14 protein-coding genes are annotated in these 17,980 nt (G+C 71.4%); 11 read left to right on the top strand and 3 right to left on the bottom strand.

The window, feature by feature from the left end; translation table 11 throughout:
- Nucleotides 1-195 precede the first annotated feature (195 nt).
- Nucleotides 196-3,594, top strand: coding sequence for a tetratricopeptide repeat protein (locus ACO2RJ_RS09630; RefSeq protein WP_423267777.1), 3,399 nt, complete (start codon nt 196-198; stop codon nt 3,592-3,594).
- Between the two features lie 103 nt (nt 3,595-3,697).
- Here the strand turns inward: ACO2RJ_RS09630 and ACO2RJ_RS09625 are convergent, their stop codons facing one another.
- From ACO2RJ_RS09625 to ACO2RJ_RS09615, 3 genes are all read right to left on the bottom strand, one after another.
- Nucleotides 3,698-4,012 (bottom strand): hypothetical protein, encoded by a 315-nt coding sequence (locus ACO2RJ_RS09625; RefSeq protein WP_423267775.1) that lies wholly within the window; start codon nt 4,010-4,012, stop codon nt 3,698-3,700.
- Between the two features lie 220 nt (nt 4,013-4,232).
- Complete coding sequence (gene fliP, locus ACO2RJ_RS09620; protein WP_423267774.1) at nt 4,233-5,045, bottom strand: flagellar type III secretion system pore protein FliP; 813 nt, start codon at nt 5,043-5,045, stop codon at nt 4,233-4,235.
- Nucleotides 5,023-6,387, bottom strand: coding sequence for a flagellar biosynthetic protein FliO (locus tag ACO2RJ_RS09615; protein ID WP_423267773.1), 1,365 nt, complete (start codon nt 6,385-6,387; stop codon nt 5,023-5,025). Before ACO2RJ_RS09615 ends, fliP begins: the two co-directional genes overlap by 23 nt.
- Before the next feature lie 283 nt (nt 6,388-6,670).
- Between ACO2RJ_RS09615 and ACO2RJ_RS09610 the strand changes: the two genes are divergently transcribed.
- The 10 genes from ACO2RJ_RS09610 to alaS all read left to right on the top strand — a co-directional run bounded on the left by ACO2RJ_RS09610 (nt 6,671) and on the right by alaS (nt 17,835).
- Complete coding sequence (locus ACO2RJ_RS09610) at nt 6,671-7,048, top strand: flagellar basal-body rod protein FlgB (RefSeq protein ID WP_423268949.1); 378 nt, start codon at nt 6,671-6,673, stop codon at nt 7,046-7,048.
- Between the two features lie 13 nt (nt 7,049-7,061).
- Complete coding sequence (flgC, locus tag ACO2RJ_RS09605) at nt 7,062-7,472, top strand: flagellar basal body rod protein FlgC (protein WP_423267772.1); 411 nt, start codon at nt 7,062-7,064, stop codon at nt 7,470-7,472.
- A gap of 24 nt (nt 7,473-7,496) precedes the next feature.
- Nucleotides 7,497-7,802, top strand: a complete 306-nt coding sequence (locus ACO2RJ_RS09600) for a flagellar hook-basal body complex protein FliE (RefSeq protein WP_423267771.1) — start codon at nt 7,497-7,499, stop codon at nt 7,800-7,802.
- Nucleotides 7,803-7,814: 12 nt separating this feature from the next.
- Nucleotides 7,815-8,081: a flagellar biosynthesis protein FliQ gene (fliQ, locus tag ACO2RJ_RS09595; RefSeq protein ID WP_423267769.1), complete on the top strand. Its 267-nt coding sequence runs from the start codon at nt 7,815-7,817 to the stop codon at nt 8,079-8,081.
- Between the two features lie 28 nt (nt 8,082-8,109).
- The gene (fliR, locus tag ACO2RJ_RS09590) at nt 8,110-8,871 is read left to right on the top strand and encodes a flagellar biosynthetic protein FliR (RefSeq protein WP_423267768.1); all 762 of its coding nucleotides are present in this window, start codon (nt 8,110-8,112) and stop codon (nt 8,869-8,871) included.
- 1 nt (nt 8,872) lies between these two features.
- Nucleotides 8,873-9,940, top strand: a complete 1,068-nt coding sequence (gene flhB, locus ACO2RJ_RS09585; protein WP_423267767.1) for a flagellar biosynthesis protein FlhB — start codon at nt 8,873-8,875, stop codon at nt 9,938-9,940.
- Between the two features lie 279 nt (nt 9,941-10,219).
- Complete coding sequence (locus tag ACO2RJ_RS09580; protein WP_423267766.1) at nt 10,220-10,987, top strand: right-handed parallel beta-helix repeat-containing protein; 768 nt, start codon at nt 10,220-10,222, stop codon at nt 10,985-10,987.
- Nucleotides 10,988-11,182: 195 nt separating this feature from the next.
- The gene (gene cckA, locus ACO2RJ_RS09575; RefSeq protein WP_423267765.1) at nt 11,183-13,756 is read left to right on the top strand and encodes a cell cycle histidine kinase CckA; all 2,574 of its coding nucleotides are present in this window, start codon (nt 11,183-11,185) and stop codon (nt 13,754-13,756) included.
- A 128-nt stretch (nt 13,757-13,884) separates the two neighbouring features.
- The gene (gene recA, locus ACO2RJ_RS09570; protein WP_423267764.1) at nt 13,885-14,964 is read left to right on the top strand and encodes a recombinase RecA; all 1,080 of its coding nucleotides are present in this window, start codon (nt 13,885-13,887) and stop codon (nt 14,962-14,964) included.
- A gap of 216 nt (nt 14,965-15,180) precedes the next feature.
- Nucleotides 15,181-17,835 carry an alanine--tRNA ligase gene (alaS, locus tag ACO2RJ_RS09565; RefSeq protein WP_423267763.1) on the top strand — a complete coding sequence of 885 codons (2,655 nt, stop codon included), beginning with the start codon at nt 15,181-15,183 and terminating at the stop codon, nt 17,833-17,835.
- The last annotated feature ends 145 nt before the right edge of the window (nt 17,836-17,980 follow it).

The following is a 17,980-nucleotide window of genomic DNA, read 5'->3' as shown; positions in this document are numbered from 1 at the left end:
CGTCGATCGCGGAACCGGCGATCGCCCCCGGGCGTTCGTGAACCAAGTGTTAATTCAGGTCATTAAGCCATTGTATTTGCTGTATTAACTCCTTGCGAACGGCTTACCCGCTAACGTCGCGCCGCCTGCGGCTCCTGAGCACGCGGCGTCTCGTGGGGGTGGGGGCCTGTGTCGGTCGGCGGGGTCAGGACGGCGATGTCGGGATTGGCGCTCGCGCTCGGCCTTCTGGCCGCGGCGCCCGCGCGCGCGGCCGACGCCGTGGCGACGGCCTCTCTCGAGCCGGAGGGCTACGCCCGGCTGGCGTTCGCCTTCGACCGGCTGCCCAAGGCCTCCGCGGAACTGCGGAACGGGGTGCTGGTCATCTCGTTCTCCGAACCGGTCGAGGTCGACATCGGCCCGGCCGTGCGCGCGCTTCGGGGCCTTGTCGGCGTCGCCCGCCTCGATCCCGATAGGACCGCGATCCGCATCGCGCTCGAAAAGCCCGTCACGCTGAACGCGACCGAGGCGGGCGAGAGCTTCTTCGTCGATCTCATGCCGAGCAGCTGGCGCGGGCTTCCGCCGCCTCTGCCGAAGGACGTGATCGCGGCCCTCAGCCGCGAGGCGCGTGAGGCCCGGGCGCTCAAGGCCGAGGACGTCCGGCGCCGAGCGCGCCCGCGCGACCCGCTGGTCGTCACCGGCGCCACCCATCCGACATTTCGCCGGCTGATCTTCACGCTTCCCGACGGGGTCGCTGTCGAGCACCGCCGGGTCGGCGATCGCGTCGAGGTCACGTTCGACGCGGCGCTGGCCTTCGACGTCGCCGCGGCGAAGGGCGGCCTTCCGCCGGATTTCCCGACGCTCGCCGCGACGCGCGGCGCGACCACGCTCACGGTCAGCGTCGCGGCGCCCGCCGACACGGACGTCCGCGGCTTCCGGGAGGAGGGCGGCTTCATCCTCGACATCGACCGAGCGGACGCACCGACGAGCGACGAGCATGCCGGCGCGGAGCCGCATGCGTCGACCGAGTCCGCCCACGCCTCCGCCTCCGACGCGCCGGCGGCGCCGGCGCCGGAGCCCGCGGAGCGCAGCCACGCGGGGACGTCGCCCGGGATCAATCCGCGCGCCGACGACGCCCACGCCGCCGCGCCCCCGGCGCCGGGCGCCTCCGCTCCCGCCCCGGGACCCGCTGCGCGGGCCGAGATCGCGACGTCCGGCCCGGTCGAGGCGCCGTCGATCCGCAAAGTCGGCGAGTCGTGGCGGCTGGCCTTTCCCTTCGCGCGGGCGACGCCCGCCGCGATCTTCGTGCGCGGCCGCACTTTGTGGGCGGTGTTCGACGACGCCAGCCCGCTCGCGGTCGCGCCGCTCGTCGGGCAGTCCGGCGGCGCGCTCAGATCCGCCGAACGGATCGCGCTCGAGAACGGGCAGGTTCTGCGCTTCGCGCTGGCCGAGCCCGGCCTCGTCACGGCGGCCCAGGAAGGCTCGGCCTGGATCGTCTCGCTCGGCGAGCCGACGATCGCGCGCAGCGACCCGGTGGCGCTGAAGCCGACCTTTTCGGCCGACGGCCGTTCCGCGATCGGCGCGGAGCTCGTTGGCCTCGGCTCGGTCCGCAAGCTCAAGGACCCCGAGATCGGCGACGAACTGGCGATCGCCACCCTGGCGGCCCCCACCCGCAGCCTGTCCCGGGCGCAGCAGTTCGTGGAGTTCTCCGCCCTCGCAACCGTTCAGGGCCTCGCTTTCGCGCTTCTCGCCGACGACGTCCGCGTCACGGCCGCCGCCGAGGGTCTGCTTGTCGAGCGCGACGCGGGACTGACGCTCTCCAGCGCCGCGCCGGAGCCGGCCGGCGCGCGCGCGCTGAAGGGCCGGCCGCTCGCGCTCGACGCCGCGACCTTCGCCGAAGAGGCCGCGCGGCCGTTCAACGCCCGGCAGAGCGAGCTGATGGGCGCCGCCGCGCTCGCGAGCCCCGAGGACCGGACCGCGGCCCGGCTCGCGCTCGCGACCTTCCTGCTCGCGCGCGACCGCGCCGCGGACGCCAAGGGGGTGCTCGACGCGGCGATCGAGGACGATCCGTCCGCGGTCCGGGACCGGCGCGTTCCGATCCTGCGCGCGGCGGCTGAGACCGCGCTCGACCACCCCCGCGCGACGCTCGCCCTTCTCGGCGGCGCCGAACTCGCCGCGAGCCCCGAGGCCGCGCTGTGGCGCGCCGAAGCCAATGCGCGGCTCGGCCGGCTCGGCGCGGCGCGCGAGGAGCTTCGCCGGGGCGAGCCGGCGCTCAGCCAGTCGCCGCCCGCCCTGCAGGCGCGCTTCGTCGCGCTCGGCGTCGAGCTCGCGCTCGAGGCCGGCGAGAACGGCGCCGCCGCGGCCCAGTTCGCGCGGCTGGAGACGCTGCCGGCCGTGCACGGCCAGGGCGAACGCGAGCTCATGCGCGCCCGGGTCGCCGAAGCGCTCGGCCAGACCGACCGGGCGCTCGCGCTCTATGGGTCACTGATCAAGAGGGGCGAACCGGCGGCCGTGGCCGCGGCCGACCTTCGCGACGTCGAGCTTCGCCTCAAGGCCGGCCGCATGGAGCCGCCGGAAGCGATCGAGCGGCTGGAGCGGCTGACCACCGGCTGGCGCGGCGACAGGGTCGAGGCCGAGGCGCTGGCCCGGCTCGCGGGTCTCTACGGCGACGCCAGCCGCTGGCGCGACGCCTTCGCGACGCTGCGCGACGCGGTCGAGGCGTTCCCGGACGGCGACGACACGCGCCGGCTCCAGGACACGATGCAGGAGCGCTTCGTCGACCTGTTCCTCGGCGGCGGCGCCGACAAGCTGCCGAAGCTCGACGCGCTGGCGCTGTTCTACGATTTCAAGGAGATGAGCCCGGGCGGCAAGCGCGGCGACGAACTGGTCCGGCGTCTCGCCGACAAGCTCGTCGAGGTCGACCTGCTCGACCAGGCCTACGAGCTGCTGCGCTACCAGGTCGACAACCGGCTGACCGGGGCCGCGCGCGCCCAGGTCGCGGCGCGGGCGGCGCTGGTCGCCCTCATGAACGACAAGGCCGGCGCGGCGATCGAGGTGCTTCGCCGCACGCGCCAGGCCGACCTGCCGGGCTCGCTCGCGCGCGCCCGCCTTGCGCTCGAGGCCCGCGCGCTCGCCGCCGCCGGCCGCACCGACCTCGCGCTCGAAATGGCCGAGGGGCTCGACGCTTCGGAGGCCAGGCGTCTCTCCGCCGACATCCTGTGGGGGGCGAGACGCTGGAACGAGGCCGGTGAGGCGCTGGAGGCGGCGCTCGGCTCGCGCTGGCGGGATGCGGCCCCGCTGGAGCCCGCGCAGCGCGTCGACGTGATGCGGGCGGCGATCGCGCTGTCGCTCGCCGGCGACGGTCTCGGCGTCGATCGCGTGCGCCAGAAGTTCGCCGCCCTGATGGCGCAGGGGCCGGACGCCAGCGCCTTCGAGGTCGTCACGGCGCCGATCGAACAGCGCGGCGACGCGTTCCGCGAGATCGCGCGCTCGGTCGCCGCCACCGCCTCCTTCGAAGGGTTTCTCGCGGAGTATCGCAAGCGTGCGGACGAGCCGCTGGCGCAGCCGGCGCCGGCCGGGCCCGGCGCCTCCGCTCCCGCGGCCTCCCGCGCCTCCTGACGCTCGGCGCGGCGGGCGAGGCCTCCTCCTCGCGACACGTCGAGCGGCTCGCCCCCGCCGCCGCTTCAGACGAGGCCGACCTCGCCAGCCGCTAACCCACGCTTCAGCGAACCGTCTTCGGGCCGGCCGGCAGCGAGGCCAGGTAGTCTTCGATGGCTTGAGACGTAGCCGCCGCGGCGGCTTCGTCCACATGCGAAAGCCCCATATGCTCGGACGCCGCTTCGATCAGGTAGGCCGTCGCTTGGTCCTTCGAACCGCCACGGCAGATCAGGCTCACGACGCGAAGCAGATATTGATCGTACTCGTCCGCGCACGCCGCGTCCCACGAGCCGTTCTGGTCCGCCAGGCCGATCGGGTCCCAGAGCGTCCATCCGATCTCACGCAGGCGGGACAGCTGAATCTTGGGATAGTGGGTCACGATTTGGCTCCGGACTCCCGTCCTTGGAGCGGGCTCGTCTGGCCTAGAATAGCGCCCTCCGCCCCGCGTCGTTCCGGGCATGTCCCGGAACCCATTTCCTCCTCGTTGGCTGTCCTGGCGCCGGCGGCGGGAATGGATCCCGGGACGAGCCCGGGATGACGGTCGAGGATATCTCGATTCAAGGCGAGCGGATCTCGCTCTCGGAACCCGGCATGCGGCGTCAGGTCCCGTAGCTCTGGACCAGGCTGCCGGCGACCAGCGTCCAGCCGTCGACCAGCACGAAGAAGATCAGCTTGAACGGCAGCGAGACGATCGCCGGCGGCAGCATCATCATGCCCATCGACATCAGCACCGAGGCGACGACGAGGTCGATCACGAGGAACGGCACGAACAGCAGGAAGCCGATCTCGAAGGCGCGCCGCAGCTCGGAGATCATGAAGGACGGCACCAGCACGCGGAGCGACACCTGATCCGGCGTCTCGGGCGCAGGTTCCCGCGACAGGCCCTGGAACAGCGCGAGGTCCTTCTCGCGGACATGGGCGAGCATGAAGGTCCGGAACGGCGCGACGCCGCGCTGGAAGGCCGTGGCGTCGTCGATCTGGCCGGCGAGCCGCGGAACGATCGCGTCGTCATAGGCGGTCTGGAAGGTCGGGGCCATCACGAAGGCGGTGAGGAACAGCGCGAGCGCCGTGATCACCGCGTTCGGCGGCGCGGTCTGCGTGCCGATCGCGGTCCGGAGCAGCGACAGCACCACGACGATGCGCGTGAAGCACGTGACCATCACGAGGATCGACGGCGCGAGGCTGAGCACCGTGATGAGCGCGACGATCTGGAGCGCGCGCTCGCTGACCCCGCCCTGGCCGAGGTCGAGCGTCATGGTCTGGGCGGCGGCCGGCTCGGCGAGCAGCGCGAACGCCGCCGCAAGGCCGACGCCGAGCGCAGGACCGAACCGTCTGATTCGCGGATCGCCGGACCGGGTCACGGGACGCGGCGGCGGCGCGTCGGCGGTCTCAGGTCTTCGACTTGCCCACATCCCGCCCGAGCAGGTTCGCCATCTCGGCCTCGAGCGAGGCGAGCGGATCGTCGTCCGCGGACGCCGGTTCGCCGGCCGGCGCCGGACGCGGCCCGGCGCGCAGTTCGGGCGCGGACTTCGCCTCGGGCTTGGGCTCAACCTTGACCTCGGGCGTCTTCGGCGCGTCTGGGCCGCCCATCGCCGGCATCGCGCGCGGCAGGTCCTCGACGGGCTTGTCCGCCGGCTTGGGCGCGGGAGGCGTCGGCGCGGCCGCTTGCGGCGCCGGCGCCTGAGGCATGGGCTGGGGAGGCGCAGCCGGCTGGGGGGCGGACGGCTGCTGGGCGGGCGCGATCGACTGCGCCGGCGCGGCCTGCGGCGCGGCGGCGGGCTTCGGACCGGGCTCGGCCGTCGCAGCGGCGTCCGGCCGAGCCGGCTTCGGCGCAGGCGGGGCTTCGGGAGGCGGCGGGGCCGCCGGCGCGGGGGCCGTCGCCGCGGGCGCGGGCGGCGTCTTCGGCGCGGCGTCGACCTGAGGCTCGGGAGCGGGCCGGGTCGCCGGCGCTTCCGGCCGCGCGGCGACGGTCACCGGGCGCCGCAGCGCCGCGGCGAGGCGGTCGGCGATCTCGCTGGAACGGCTCTCCGGCCCACGGGCGGCCGGGCCGGCGATGAGGGGGCGCGGAGCGGCCTCGGGGCGCCGCTGCGGAGCGGGCTGGGCCGGCACGGGCGGCTCCGGCGCGGCGTCGGGCGCCGCTGGACCGGCCGGCGTCGGGCGCGGCGGCTGGGCCGCGGGTCCGCCGGCGCGAGGTCCCGCGGCCGGGGCGGGACGCACGGCGGCTGGTCCCTGGGCTGCGGGGCGCTGCGGGGCGGACGGCGCCGGAACCATCGGCGGCGCCTCGACCGAGCGGGGCCGCCCGGCCGGACGATCCGGCTCGGCGCGCACCGGGGGCGCCGCGACCGGCGGCGCGGCGCGGGGCCCCGCAGGCGCGGCGAGGGGAGGGGCGGTGCGCGCGGGAGCGGGGTCGGGAACCGCGACAGCCGGCGCGTCGCGCTGGGCCGGCATGCCCGTCGGGACGCGCAGTATGCCGCTCTCGATCACCACGTCGTTCGGTCCGCCGATCATCACGAGATGCTCGACATTGTCGCGGCGCACGATCACCAGGCGACGGCGGCCGTCGACCGCGAGCACGTCGAGCACGCCGAGTCGCGGCTGGCGCGAGCGGCCCGCCGCGGTCGCGGCGCGTCCGAGACGGTTGCCGCCGAGCCGACGGATCAGCCAGGCGGCGACGACGATCAGCAGGATGACGACCGCGAAGGCCAGGACGAATTTGAGAGGCGTCGGAATGCCGCCAAGATACTGGTCGAACACGCGGTCTGTCCTCAATCTCGTGTCGCGTCGTCGGCGAAGGGCGCGCGAGGCGGGCGCGGTTCGCGCGACTCCCGGCGTCACGTCGCCGCGATCGGCGTCCCCGTCATAGCCAAAGTCACAGTGAAGGTGAATGGAAACTTAACGTTCTTAACCGCTCGTTAACCATGGGGCCGGCAGATTTTGCCGGGGCGTCGCGCAATCTGCGAGGAACAACGCGCCCCGATAGCGCGCCCGCGATCGCCGAATGTCCTTGTCGTCGCGCCGGAGAGAGCCCGTGGTCGGGATGGTCGAGCCGCCGCTGTTCGCGGCGCTGAAGACGAAGATGCGCTGGCACGAGGTCCGGCAGGGCGTGCTCGCGGAGAACGTGGCGAACGCGCAGACGCCGAACTTCCGGGCGAGCGACCTCAAGCCGCTCGAGGGCCCGGGCGCGACGGCCGCCGTCGCGACGACGGACGCCCGCCACATGACGCTCGCCTCCAATCCTGCACCGGGGCGTGCGCGGACGGTCGACGGCTTCGAGCGCACCCCCGACGGCAACACGGTGGTGCTCGAGGAGCAGATGATGAAGGCCGCCCAGAACCAGATGGATCACCAGATGGCGGCGATGCTCTACCAGAAGAGCGTCGGCCTTCTGCGCACCGCCCTCGGCAGGCGCGGCTGAAGAGGGCTGAACCATGGACCTCAACCGCGCGATCGGAGTCGCGGCCGCCGGCCTCAAGGCCCAGGCCGGCCGGATGCGGATCATCGCCGAGAACATCGCGAACGCCGATTCGACGGCGCGCACGCCCGGCGGCGAGCCCTACCGCCGCAAGGTGCCGACGCTGAAGGCGAGCTTCGACGACGCGCTGGCGGCGCAGGTCGTGACCCTCGGCCGCGTCGAGCGCGACCGGTCCGATTTCGGCGTCAAGCACGAGCCCGGCCATCCGCTCGCCGACGCGCGCGGCGACGTGCTCATGCCCAACGTCAATCCGCTGATCGAGCAGATGGACATGCGCGAGGCCCAGCGCTCCTACGAGGCCAATCTGAACATGGTCGGCGCGGCGCGGCGCATGATCTCCCGCACGCTCGACATCCTGCGCGCCTGACGCCTTTCCGGAGATCCCTGAGCCATGGCCAATCCCGCCGCCGTCGCAAACGCCTATGCCGCGATGTCCTCGCTCATCGGCGGCGCGGGCGACGCCGCGCCCGCCGCCCGCGGCTCGGGCTTCGGCGAGATGCTGGAGAAGTCGCTCGCGGGCCTCGCCGAACAGGGGCGCGCGAGCGACGAGACGGCCGTGCGGGCGCTCTCCGGCAAGGCCGACGTCGTCGACGTCGTGACCGCGGTCGCGGAAAGCGAACTCGCGCTCGACACCCTCGTCAGCGTCCGCGACAAGGTGATCGCGGCCTATGAGGAAATCATGCGCATGCCGATCTGAGGGGCCAAGGCCATGAATGGCGCGGAAGTGCTCGACGTCGCGCGCGACGCGCTGTGGACGATCCTCAAGGTGGGCGGCCCGCTGATGGCGGTGACGCTCGTCGTCGGCGTCGCCGTGTCGCTCATCCAGGCGCTCACCCAGATTCAGGAGATGACGCTGGTCTTCGTTCCGAAGATACTGGCTCTGTTCGCGGCCATGCTGATCGCGCTGCCCTTCATGGGCGACGCGCTCGCAGGCCACATGGCCCGCATCGCCGAGAAGATCGTCTCGGGCGGGTGAGGGGCCGGCCGGAGCCCGCGTCGCCGTCATGACCATCGACCTGCTGCCCGACGAGGTCGCGGCCTTCCTTCTCATTCTTGCGCGGGTCGGCGCGCTCGTCATGCTGCTGCCGGCGCTCGGCGAGGAGAACGTCTCGCCGCGCTTCCGGCTGACGATCGCGGTGCTATTCGCCTTCGTGTTCTGGCCGTTCGCCCGGCCGCTCTACGCGGTGGACGCCGACGATCCCGCGCGGCTGATCGGGCTCGCTGTGTCGGAGATCGCGGTCGGCCTCGCGCTCGGCCTCGTCGGGCGGTTCATCATGTCGGCGCTGTCGGTCGCGGGCAACGTGATCGCGAACCAGCTCGGCCTCGGCTTCGTCCAGACGCTCGACCCGACGCAAGGCCAGCAGGGCGCGATCATGGGCGCGTTCCTGACGCTGGTCGGCGTCGCGCTGATCTTCGCGACCGACCTGCATCATCTCTTCATCACCGCGGTCGCCGAGAGCTACGAGGCGTTCCGCCCGGGCGCCTTTCCCGAAGCCGGCGACGCGGCCAAGCTTGCGACCGGCGCGGTCGGCGACGCCTTCCGGATCGGTGTGCAGCTCTCGGCGCCGTTCCTGGTGTTCGGCCTGATCTTCAATCTCGGCCTCGGCGTGCTGTCGCGGCTGATGCCCCAGCTCCAGGTGTTCTTCATCGCCGCGCCGCTGTCGCTGATCGCGGGCTTCGCGCTGCTCGCGCTCGTCATCGGCGTGCTCATGAGCGTCTTTCTCGAGGGCGTCGGCGACACGCTGCGCCTGTTGACGGGACGCTGACATGGCCGCGAGCGACGAGGGCGGTGAAAAGACCGAAGAACCGACGCGCAAGAAGCTCGACGACGCCCTGAAACGCGGCGACGTCGCCAAGAGCCAGGAGCTCAACGTCTGGTTCGGCCTTGCGGCCGCGACGCTCGCGCTGTCGGCCTTCGGCGACCAGGCGACGGCCTCGCTCGCCATGATCTGCCGGAAATTCCTGGCGGAGCCGCATCTGTTCGTGGTCGATTCCGCGTCGCTCCGGGCCATGACCGCCGGGCTCGGCCTGAGCGTCGGCGCCGCGCTCGCGCTGCCGATGCTGCTGCTCGCGATCGCGGCCGTCGCGGGCAACCTGATCCAGCATCCGCCGATCGTGACGGCGGAGCCGATCACCCCCAAATTCTCCAAGGTGTCGCCGGCTGCGGGCTTCAAGCGCCTGTTCTCGCCGGAGAGCCTCGTCAACTTCCTCAAGGGCCTGCTCAAGCTCGGCGTCGTCGGCGCGGTGATCTTCACCGTGGCGTGGCCCGAACGCGCGCGGGTCGCGAATCTCACGGCCGCCGACGTCGCGGCGCTGCCGCCCGTCGTGAAGGAGCTCGCGCTGCGCGTGCTGGTCGCGGCGGTCGCCGTCTTCGCCGTGATCGCCGTCGCCGACGTCCTGTGGCAGCGCCACCGCTGGCGGACGCGGCTGATGATGTCGCTGCAGGAGGTGCGGGACGAGCACAAGCAGCAGGAGGGCGACCCGCATGTGAAGGCGCGCATCCGGCGCATCCGCCACGAACGCTCCGGCAAGCGCATGATGGCCGCCGTGCCGGCCGCGACCGTGGTGATCGCGAATCCGACCCATTTCGCCGTCGCGCTGAAATACGAGCCGGGAATGAACGCGCCGCTGTGCGTGGCCAAGGGCGTCGACGCGCTGGCGCTCCGCATTCGCAAGCTCGCCGAGGAGTCCGGCGTCGCGGTGATCGAAAACCCCCCGCTCGCGCGCTCGCTTCACGCGGCCCTCGACGTCGACAAGGAAATTCCGGCCGAGCACTACAAGGCGGTCGCCGAAGTCATCGGATTCGTGCTGAAGCGCAGAACAGGAGGACGCTGAGGCCGCGGGCCGGTTGGCGAGCGGCTGTCCCGCGACGGCAGGGAGCCGAGGCTTCTCTCTCTCTCTCTCTCTCTCTCTGTCTCTCGGCGACGAAGGTATCAGGATCGCGTCTTCGTCTTGCGTGACCTAAGTAAAAATACGTATTTTCTAATCCACGTCTTCATTTTGCGCCGGGCGTGGCGACGCTTGCTTTCGTCTCGCTGGAGAGTTGCGCGGTCAAGCGGTATAGCTGCTCGAACACATCAAGATGATCGCCGCAGCGGCGGCAGGGGGAGCGTCATGACGATACGTCTCTGGATCATTTTCGGGGCGCTCGCGCTTCTTCCCGCGCTGGCGTCGACCGAGGCTCGCGCCCAGGCCACCCGAACCTGGGTCTCCGGGGTGGGCGACGACGTCAACCCCTGCAGCCGCACCGCGCCCTGCAAGACCTTCGCCGGCGCCATCTCCAAGACCGCCGCCGGCGGCGAGATCAACGCGGTCGACAACGGCGCGTTCGGGGCCGTCACCATCACCAAGTCGATCACGATCAAGGTCGATCACGTCGAGGCCGGCGTCCTCGCGTCCGGCACGACGGGGGTCGTCGTCAATGCGCCCGCCAATTCGAAGGTGGTGCTTGAAGGCCTCGACATCGAGGGGGCGTCATTGGGCACGTTACCCGGCCTAAACGGCATACGCATGATCGGCCAGGGGTCGCTGACGGTCCTGAACTGTCGGATCAGGAACTTCAACACGACCGGAATCACCGTCGACGGCGCCGCCGATTACACCCGGCTGATCGTCAAGGACACCGTCATCCTGAACGCCGCCACAGGCATCCTCATCAAGGGAACGAAGATCAACACCGGGGTCATCGACAATGTGACCATCGACAACTCGTCGGTCGCGGCGCTCCAGGTCGATGCTCCGAGCAGCACGACCCTGAGCGGCTCGCTGCTCACCGGGAGCGCGCTCGGGCTGAAGCTGAATGCGGGCGCGGCCGTCATCTCCTACGGCGACAACATCATCCGCAACGGCGGGCTTCCCACCCAGACCGCGCCGCGCCTGTGACCGGTCTCGCCGCTTCAGGCTCGGCGCCTCCCGCAGGATCCGCCTGACGGCGACGGAGCGGGCGCGAGATCCAAGGCCCATCTTGCAAGCGAGGCGTTCGGACCGCATCGTCGCCCCTAGAGCCGCGAATCGGCGCGCCGGCATCCGCCGGCCAAGCGTGATCGGCCCGCGAAGTCAGGGCATCGCAAGGGCCTCATGAGCAGCGTCGCCGAACGATCCCGCCCCGCAACCGAGCCCGCGATCGACCGTTCCGGTCGATCGGGCTCCATCGGGCTCGTCGTGCTGCTCGCGGCCGGGCTGGTGGGCGCGGGTCTCGCGATCTCGTTCCTCAAGGGCGAGGCCGCCCAGCCCTGGATCCTCGGTCTGCTCGCCGTGCTGTCGATGGTCGGCGTGGTGGCGCTGTTCGCAGGCGCCGTCGGGCTGATCCAGATCGCGACCCGCGGCGCCAAGGACGATCTCACGCGCGCCATCGCCGCGACGGCCGAGGAGGGCATCCTCGTGACCGATTCCGGCGGCCGCATCGTGTTCGCGAACGAAGCCTATCTCGACCTGACCCGGGCGGAGGGGCCGGCGGCGGCGCGCACCGTGGAGCGGGTGTTCGCCGGCAACGCCGACGTGGCCGAGGCGATCTACCGCCTCTCGCAGGCGGCGCGGGACGGCAAGCGCGCCTTCGAGGAGGCGCGGGTCACCCTGCCCGACGGACGCGGCGCATGGTTCCGGATCGGGGTGCGCCAGGCCGCCCACGCCGGCGGCGCCGACACCGTCTGGACGCTCTCCGACGTCACCCGCGAGCGCGAGCGCCACGAGAGCGTCTTCCAGGAGCTTCAGCACGCGGTCGACTTTCTCGACCATGCGCCGGCCGGCTTTTTCGCCGCCAAAGGCGACGGCTCGATCGTCTATATGAACGCGACGCTCGCCGGATGGCTCGACCAGGACCTGACCCGGGTCGGCTCCGGCGGCTTCAAGCTCAACGACATTCTGGCCGGCGACGGCGCCTCGCTGGTCGAGGCGGTGTCGCCGAAGCCCGGCGCCGTCGCGACCGAGATCATCGACGTCGACCTCAAGACCCGCTCGGGCCGCTCGCAGCCCGCGCGGCTGCTGCACGCCGTCGCCTGGGCGCATGACGGCACCCCCGGCGCGTCTCGCACCCTGGTGCTCGACCGGGGGCCGGGCGCCGACGTCTCCGAGCCGCTGCGGGCCGCCGAAGTGCGGTTCGCGCGCTTCTTCAACAACACGCCGCTCGCGATCGCGACCGTCGACGCGAAAGGCCGAATCGCGCGCTCCAACGCGCCCTTCGCCAGGCTGTTCGGCGAACGGCTGAAGGGGGATCCGGCCGGCGAGCGGTCGATCCTGTCCGCCCTCGCCGAGCGCGACCGCGCGGCGCTCGAGGCCTCGATCGCCGCCGCTGCGGGCGGCGCGAGCGAGGTCGCGCCGGTCGACGCCAGCCTGCCGGGCGAGGGCGGCCGCTCGGCCCGCCTGTTCGTGACCCGCGTCGACGACGGCGACGGCGACGACGGCGAGGCCGCGGTGGTCTACGCGCTCGACGTCTCCGACCAGCGCGCGCTCGAGGCCCAGTTCGCGCAGAGCCAGAAGATGAACGCGGTCGGCCAGCTCGCCGGCGGCGTGGCGCACGACTTCAACAACGTGCTGACCGCGATCATCGGCTATTCCGACCTGCTGCTCGCGAACCACCGGCCGACCGACCCGTCCTTCCAGGACATCATGCAGATCAAGCAGAACGCGAACCGGGCCGCGAGCCTGGTGCGCCAGCTGCTCGCCTTCTCGCGCCGGCAGACGCTGCGGCCCCAGGTGATCGCGCTGGGCGACGTGCTCGCCGAGCTGCGCATGCTGCTCGCGCGCCTCGTCGGCGAGCAGGTGAAGCTCGAACTCGTCCACGGCCGCGACCTGTGGCTCGTCAAGGCCGACCTCAACCAGTTCGAGCAGGTGATCATCAACCTCGTCGTCAACGCCCGCGACGCCATGGTCGACGGCGGCCAGGTCACGATCCGCACGCGCAACGTGCCCGCGGCCGAAGTGGCCGCCTTCGGCCACGCCGGGCTGACCGTCGCCGATTACGTCCTGATCGACGTCGAGGACACCGGGCCGGGCATCCCCGAGGAGATCGCCGACAAGATCTTCGAGCCCTTCTTCTCGACCAAGGAGGTCGGCAAGGGCACCGGACTCGGCCTGTCGACCGTCTACGGCATCGTCAAGCAGACCGACGGCTACGTCTTCGCGCTGTCGCAGCCGGGCGCGGGCGCGACCTTCCGGATCTTCCTGCCGCGGCACATCGCGACGCAGGCCGAGGAGGAGGAGCCGAAGCCCTCGAGCGCGCCGTCGGCCGAGGGCGCCGCGCAGGACATGACGGGGCGCGGGACCGTGTTGCTGGTCGAGGACGAGGACGCGGTGCGCGCCTTCGCGGCGCGGGCGCTCGCCTCGCGCGGCTACACCGTCGTCGAGGCGCGCTCCGGCGTCGAGGCGCTGGAGAAGATGAAGGAGCACGGGCCCGCGATCGAACTCGTGGTGTCGGACGTCGTGATGCCCGAGATGGACGGTCCGTCGCTGCTGCGCGAGCTGCGAAAGACCCAGCCGAAGCTCAAGATCATCTTCGTCTCCGGCTATGCGGAGGACGCGTTCAAGAAGAACCTGCCGGAGGGCGAGGCCTTCGCCTTCCTGCCGAAGCCGTTCTCGCTCAAGCAGCTCGTCCAGGCGGTCAAGGACACGATGGGCTCGGGGAACGGCAAGGGCCTCGATCCCGCCGGATCATAACGCGAACGAATTCGAGAATCGCAAGGGTTTGCAGTTGGTTAGGCTGCTCTTGCGCAGAGAGAACAAAAAGCGTACATTCTGGCGCATTGAACGGCCGAAGCGGCCCGTGCCATAAGGAGCGCCTGACCATGCCCCAGCCCGCACTTCGCCTTGTGGAAGGAAGCTCCGTGGACAAGACCAAGGCGCTCGACGCTGCGCTGTCGCAGATCGAGCGCGCGTTCGGCAAAGGCTCGATCATGCGGCTCGCCGGCGGCCAGGCGATCACCGAGATCGAGGCTGTGTCGACCGGCTCGCTCGGCCTCGACATCGCGCTCGGCATCGGCGGCCTGCCGCGCGGCCGCGTCGTCGAGATCTACGGCCCCGAAAGTTCGGGCAAGACGACGCTCGCGCTGCACACCATCGCCGAGGCGCAGAAGAAGGGCGGGGTGTGCGCCTTCGTCGACGCCGAGCACGCGCTCGATCCGATCTACGCCCGCAAGCTCGGCGTCAATCTCGAGGACCTGCTGATCTCGCAGCCGGACACCGGCGAGCAGGCGCTCGAGATCGCCGACACGCTGGTGCGCTCCGGCGCGGTCGACGTGCTGGTGGTCGATTCGGTCGCCGCGCTGACGCCGCGCGCCGAGCTCGAGGGCGAGATGGGTGACGTGCAGCCGGGGCTGCAAGCCCGCCTGATGAGCCAGGCGCTGCGCAAGCTCACCGGCTCGATCTCCAAGTCGAAGACCATGGTGATCTTCATCAACCAGATCCGCATGAAGATCGGCGTGATGTACGGCTCGCCGGAGACCACGACGGGCGGCAACGCCCTTAAGTTCTACGCCTCCGTCCGGCTCGACATCCGCCGCATCGGCGCGATCAAGGACCGCGACGAGACCGTCGGCAACCAGACCCGCGTCAAGGTCGTCAAGAACAAGCTCGCCCCGCCCTTCAAGCAGGTCGAGTTCGACATCATGTATGGCGAAGGCGTGTCGAAGACCGGCGAGCTGATCGACCTCGGCGCCAAGGCCGGGATCGTCGAGAAGTCCGGCTCCTGGTACTCCTTCGACAGCCAGCGTCTCGGCCAGGGCCGCGAGAACGCGAAGGCCTTTCTCAAGCAGAACCCGGAGATCGCCGCTCGGATCGAAGCCGAGGTGCGGCAGGCCGCCGGCGTGATCTCCGAGAAGATCTTCGACGAGGTCGACCCGGCCGATCCCGAGATCGACGTCGACTGAGCGACGCCGCCCGCGTCCGGCTGGATCGGGGCCCGCAACGGGCGGACCGCGGATCGACGGGCGCGTCCAGCCTTCGCCGCGCGGGTTTCTGGACAGGCGTCGAGGCGCGCGGCTAATGTGCCGGCGCGCCCCGCCGCGCGTTCTCGCGAACGCGAGCGGGGCGCCGGCCGTTTTTGGCCGATCGTCTCCCTCGAGATCCCGGCAGCCCAGAGTCCAATGAGCGGCGTCAACGAAGTCCGTAAGACCTTCCTCGACTATTTTGCGGGGGAGGGACACGCGCCCGTGGCGTCCGGCCCGCTGGTGCCGCGCAATGACCCGACGCTGATGTTCACCAGCGCCGGCATGGTGCAGTTCAAGAACCTCTTCACCGGCGTCGAGCGCCGCGCCTACCGGACGGCGACCACCGCGCAGAAGTGCCTGCGCGCCGGCGGCAAGCACAACGATCTCGACAATGTCGGCTACACCGCCCGGCATCACACCTTCTTCGAGATGCTCGGGAATTTCTCGTTCGGCGACTATTTCAAGGATCGCGCGATCGAGCTCGCTTGGACGCTCGTCACCAAGCATTTCGACCTCCCGAAGGACCGGCTGCTGGTCACCGTCTACATCGACGACGACGAGGCCCACGCCCTTTGGAAGAAGATCGCGGGCCTTCCCGACGATCGCATCATCCGCATCGCGTCCTCCGACAATTTCTGGGCGGCGGGCGAGACCGGCCCGTGCGGGCCGTGCTCCGAGATCTTCTTCGACCAGGGCGACAGGCTCGCGGGCGGACCGCCCGGCAGCCCCGACGAGGACGGCGACCGGTTCCTGGAGTTCTGGAACCTCGTCTTCATGCAGTACGACCAGGTCGCGCCCGGCGACCGCCGCGACCTGCCGCGCCCGTCGATCGACACCGGTATGGGTCTCGAGCGCATCTCGGCGATTCTCCAGGGCGTGCCGTCGAATTACGAGATCGATCTGTTCCGCGCGCTCATCGGGGCGGCGGTCGAGGCGACCGGGGTGCCGGCCGAGGGGGCGGCGCAGGCGAGCCACCGCGTCATCGCCGATCATTTGCGGGCGTCGAGCTTCCTCGTCGCCGAGGGGGTGCTGCCGTCCAATGAGGGCCGCGGCTACGTGCTCCGCCGCATCATGCGCCGCGCGATGCGCCATGCGCAGCTGATCGGCGCGGAAGAGCCGCTGATGCACCGTCTGGTGCCCACGCTGGTCGGCGAGATGGGGGGCGCCTATCCCGAACTCGTGCGCGCCCAGGACCTGATCGCGGAGACGCTCGAGCTCGAGGAGAAGCGGTTCCGGGTCACGCTCGCGCGCGGCATCGGCCTGCTCGAGGAGGCCGCGGCCGATCTCGGCGAGGGCGACAGCCTGGCCGGCGAAACCGCCTTCAAGCTCTACGACACCTATGGCTTTCCGCTTGACCTGACGCAGGACGCGCTGCGCGCGCGCGGCGTCTCCGTCGATCTCGCCGGCTTCGACGCCGCGATGGAGCGGCAGAAGGCGGAGGCGCGCGCGGCCTGGTCGGGCTCGGGCGAGGCCGCGACCGAGACCGTCTGGTTCGGCCTGCGCGACCGTGTCGGCGCGACCGAGTTCCTGGGCTACGCCGAGGAGGAGGCGCAAGGCCGCGTGGTGGCGCTGGTGAAGGACGGAGCCGAGGTCGAGAGGCTTATGGCCGGCGAGAGTGGCGGCGTGATCGTCAACCAGACGCCGTTTTACGGCGAGTCCGGCGGCCAGGTCGGCGACGAGGGCGCGATGTCGGCCCAGGGCGTCGCGCTCGCCGTGACGGGCACGCAGAAGAAGCTCGGCGACCTCTTCGTCCACACGGTCGAGGTGCGCGAGGGGCAGGTCAAGGTCGGCGACGAGCTGACGCTTGCCGTCGACCACGCCCGCCGCCGCACGGTGCGCGCCAACCACTCCGCCACCCATCTGCTGCATGAGGCGCTGCGGCTGACGCTCGGCGACCACATCGCCCAGAAGGGCTCGCTCGTCGCGCCCGACCGGCTGCGCTTCGACTTCAGCCACCCCAAGCCGATTTCCGACGCGGAGCTCGCCCAGGTCGAGCGGATCGCGAACGCCATCGTGCTGCAGAACGATCCCGTCGCGACCCGGGTCATGCCGGTCGCCGACGCCATGACGTCGGGCGCGCGCGCCTTGTTCGGCGAGAAATATGGCGACGAGGTCCGCGTGGTCTCGATGGGGCGTTCGGCCGATCCCTCGAAAGCGTTCTCGATCGAGCTCTGCGGCGGCACCCATGTCCGCGCGACGGGCGAGGTCGGGCCGATCACCATTCTCGCCGAGAGCGGCGTCGCCGCCGGCGTTCGCCGGATCGAGGCGCTGACGGGCGAGGCCGCCCGGCTGCATCTCGAGGAGCAGAACGCCCGCGTGGCGGACCTCGCCGCCCTTCTGAAGGCGCCGGAATCCGAGATCGTGGCGCGGGTCGAGACCCTGGTCGAGGAGCGCCGCCGGCTCGAGCGCGAGCTCGTCGAGGCGCGCAAGAAGCTCGCCATGGGCGGAGGCGGGGCCGGCGCCGGCGACCCGATGCGCGAGGTCGGCGGCGTCAAGCTGTTCGCCCGCACCGTCGAAGGCATCGAGATGAAGGACCTCAAGGGCCTCGTCGACGAAGCGAAGAAGTCGATGGGCTCAGGGGTCGCCGCGATCGTCGGCGTGACGGCGGAAGGCAAGGCCGGCGTCGTGGTCGGCGTCACGCAGGACCTGACGCAGAAGTTCAACGCGGTGGATCTGGTGCGCGCCGCCTCCGCGGCGCTCGGCGGCTCCGGAGGCGGCGGCCGGCCGGACATGGCGCAGGCCGGCGGCCCGGACGGCGCCAAGGCGGCGGACGCGCTCGACGCGGTCGCCGCGCGGCTCGCGGCGGCCTGAATCGGAACGGGGTCGCCAAGGCGACCGTCATCCCGGGCTTGTCCCGGGATCCATTCCCGCCACCGGCGGCATATCATTTAAGACCCAGCGGCGATGGGTTCCGGGACAAGCCCGGAACGACGGCTGCGGGCCGAACGGGTCCGGG

The organism is Hansschlegelia sp. KR7-227, assembly GCF_049446035.1.
GTDB lineage: Bacteria > Pseudomonadota > Alphaproteobacteria > Rhizobiales > Methylopilaceae > Methylopila.
Note: the sequence above shows the minus strand (reverse complement) of the source record. Positions and strands in the feature narration are given on the sequence as shown.

Excerpts from the sequence above, each read along its gene's own strand:
- ACO2RJ_RS09630 (WP_423267777.1), top strand. The coding sequence starts at position 196 with ATGTCGGGATTGGCGCTCGCGCTCGGCCTTCTGGCCGCGGCGCCCGCG.
- fliP (WP_423267774.1), bottom strand. The coding sequence starts at position 5,045 with ATGTGGGCAAGTCGAAGACCTGAGACCGCCGACGCGCCGCCGCCGCGT.
- ACO2RJ_RS09610 (WP_423268949.1), top strand. The coding sequence starts at position 6,671 with ATGGTCGAGCCGCCGCTGTTCGCGGCGCTGAAGACGAAGATGCGCTGG.
- flgC (WP_423267772.1), top strand. The coding sequence starts at position 7,062 with ATGGACCTCAACCGCGCGATCGGAGTCGCGGCCGCCGGCCTCAAGGCC.
- ACO2RJ_RS09600 (WP_423267771.1), top strand. The coding sequence starts at position 7,497 with ATGGCCAATCCCGCCGCCGTCGCAAACGCCTATGCCGCGATGTCCTCG.
- fliQ (WP_423267769.1), top strand. The coding sequence starts at position 7,815 with ATGAATGGCGCGGAAGTGCTCGACGTCGCGCGCGACGCGCTGTGGACG.
- fliR (WP_423267768.1), top strand. The coding sequence starts at position 8,110 with ATGACCATCGACCTGCTGCCCGACGAGGTCGCGGCCTTCCTTCTCATT.
- flhB (WP_423267767.1), top strand. The coding sequence starts at position 8,873 with ATGGCCGCGAGCGACGAGGGCGGTGAAAAGACCGAAGAACCGACGCGC.
- ACO2RJ_RS09580 (WP_423267766.1), top strand. The coding sequence starts at position 10,220 with ATGACGATACGTCTCTGGATCATTTTCGGGGCGCTCGCGCTTCTTCCC.
- cckA (WP_423267765.1), top strand. The coding sequence starts at position 11,183 with ATGAGCAGCGTCGCCGAACGATCCCGCCCCGCAACCGAGCCCGCGATC.
- recA (WP_423267764.1), top strand. The coding sequence starts at position 13,885 with ATGCCCCAGCCCGCACTTCGCCTTGTGGAAGGAAGCTCCGTGGACAAG.
- alaS (WP_423267763.1), top strand. The coding sequence starts at position 15,181 with ATGAGCGGCGTCAACGAAGTCCGTAAGACCTTCCTCGACTATTTTGCG.